Below are 2,328 nucleotides of genomic sequence, written 5' to 3'. Positions count from 1 at the left end.
AGATTCTGGCTAACCCCACGGATCGAGTTCCTGTTCAGTAACCCGCGAGGTGTTGCACTTCGCCCTTGAAACCGCCAATCATGAGACGAGACAATCGGAAAGGCGCACGCCCACAGCGCAAGATTCACGCGGCGATACTCGGCGCGGCCATGCTCCATGGCGCTGGCGTGGCGTACGCCGTATGTCCGGCCAACTTTCAGAGCCTGCAGTTCGGCGATCCGGGTTTCGAATCCGCGGGGGCGACGGGCTATGCTTGCCCGACGTCATGGACGGTCACGTCCGGCGCCGGATGTGCGTCGAACAATCCGCATGGCGGCACTCGCGCGGCGTTCCTGAACGGCGGGGACGGCTACTCCGTGTCCCAGACCGTGACGGCGCCGGTCGCGGGCAACTTCGATGTCTCTGCCTGGATCGCCACGTCCGCCGGCGGCACGGGCGGTACTTTCTCCGTCCAGGTGGCCGGCCAGACCGCTCGAACCGTCACGCTGCCGTCGACGATCGCGAATTCGAACTACATCAAGTACACCATCGCGCATGTTGCCGTTGCCGCGAATCAGGCCGTGACGATCGCATTCACGTCGTCGAGCGGGCGCGCGTGGATCAATATCGACGATATCGAGGTCGCCCCCTCCGCACCCAACGATCCGCAACTCTCGTCGGACAACCCGACCGTCATCGCGCTGTTTGACTGGGCAAAGGTCAAGGCGAATTCGTGGACGCGCATGGCCTGCACGACCGGCGTGACCAACATGGACGAATCGCACCGGAGCGGCCAGGGCACCGCCACTTACGCGCCGTCCTACTGGGCCGGCTATCCGTTCCGCTCCTATTACTACGCGCGCGATTTCGCGCATCAGTTCGTCGGCGCCCACATGCTGGGGATGGACGTGCAGAACAAGGCGATGCTAGCCGCGTTTGCCGCCACGGCGAACGCGGCGCGCGGCGGCTACCCCGTCTGGGCGCTGAACTTCGACGGATCCATCGGCCTCACCGACTATTCGAGCGATACGTCATTCGTGCGCGAGCTGCCCGCGCCGTTCGAGCTTGCGCAGCGCATCGGGGACGGCTACCGCTGGACCGGCGACACCGATTACGCGGCATCGGGCGGGCCGTTTTATGCATTCGTCAGGAACACCGCGAGCACGTTCGTCGACGCGCACTACGGGCCGCTCGTCGACGGCACCGCCAACGGCCGGCAGGTCAAGATCGCGCAGGAAAGCGGCGCCGACATCTGGGCCGGCGTGGCAAGCTACAACGAAGGCGCGCCGGGCAATCCGGTCGAGGCGGCCGACGCGCTGTCCAGCCAGTACCGCGCCTACGTCGCGATGCAGCAGCTCGCGACGGCGGCCGGCGATACGACGACGGCGAACACCTATGCGACCCGGGCCGGCGATCTGAAGACCTATTACAACGCGCCGTGGAGCGTTTATTCGTCCACCGATTCGACCGACGTGGTGCGCTCCTACGATCCGTCGGCAGTCAAGTCGATCGCCTGGGGCGGCGAGATGAGCTGGTTTCCGCCGATGAAGGGGATCATGAACGCGGGCACGCGCCGCGACCAGTACATGGGCTGGCTCAACACCACCGCGCTCGGCCAGGCGCCCGCCAACCTCGAAGCCGCGACCTATCTGCCGGACGCATTCTTTGCGGTTCACGACGGCACCACCGCGTGGGCGTGGATGCAATACGTGTACAACCGCATCAACGACGTCCACGGCGGTTACGGCAACAACTTCGTCAACGGAGACTATCCGGAGGTGTCGTTCACGCTCGTCGGACAGGCGATCGCCGGGCTGCTCGGCGTCGAGCCCGACGCTGCCGCCGGCAAGCTGACCACCCTGTCGCAACTGCCGGCCACCGGCATGGCCTGGCTGCAGGTCGCGCACATTCCGATCGGCGCGGGGAAAGTCACCGTGCGACATGACGGCGCCACGCGCAGCACGCTCACCAACGAGAACCCCGCGGGCGGAACGTCCTATGCGTGGCATGCGCGATTCGCGGGCGTCTACCCGACCGTTACGGTCAACGGCGTGGCGCGCGCGGCGTACACCGAACATCCGGAAGGCAGCGGCGGGGCGACCTACACGTATGTCGACGTGACGGTCGCCCCGCAAGGCACCGCGGTCGTACAGGTTTCGAAATAGGTGCGCGGCATGCGCGTGCACAAGAAGACATTCAAGTGGAGACTGGCATGGCGAGCGTAGTACTGAGAGGCGTGTCGAAGGCATACGGCAGCGGTCTGCCGATCGTGCGGGATGTCGATCTCGACATCGCCGAAGGCGAGTTCTGCGTATTCCTGGGCGCTTCGGGCTGCGGGGAATCGCCGTT

At 65.6% G+C, this 2,328-nt stretch carries 1 protein-coding gene and 1 pseudogene; both read left to right on the top strand.

The features are described 5' to 3' along the window. The first annotated feature begins 356 nt into the window (after positions 1-356). Complete coding sequence (locus tag KVT39_RS38280) at positions 357-2,144, top strand: hypothetical protein (RefSeq protein ID WP_368858970.1); 1,788 nt, start codon at positions 357-359, stop codon at positions 2,142-2,144. A gap of 47 nt (positions 2,145-2,191) precedes the next feature. After that, a pseudogene (locus KVT39_RS38275) lies at positions 2,192-2,328 on the top strand (ABC transporter); the annotation flags it as partial.

It is taken from the genome of Burkholderia sp. GbtcB21 (assembly GCF_019091065.1).
Classification (GTDB): Bacteria; Pseudomonadota; Gammaproteobacteria; order Burkholderiales; family Burkholderiaceae; genus Burkholderia; species Burkholderia pyrrocinia_C.
This window is presented reverse-complemented; position numbering and strand designations above follow the sequence as displayed.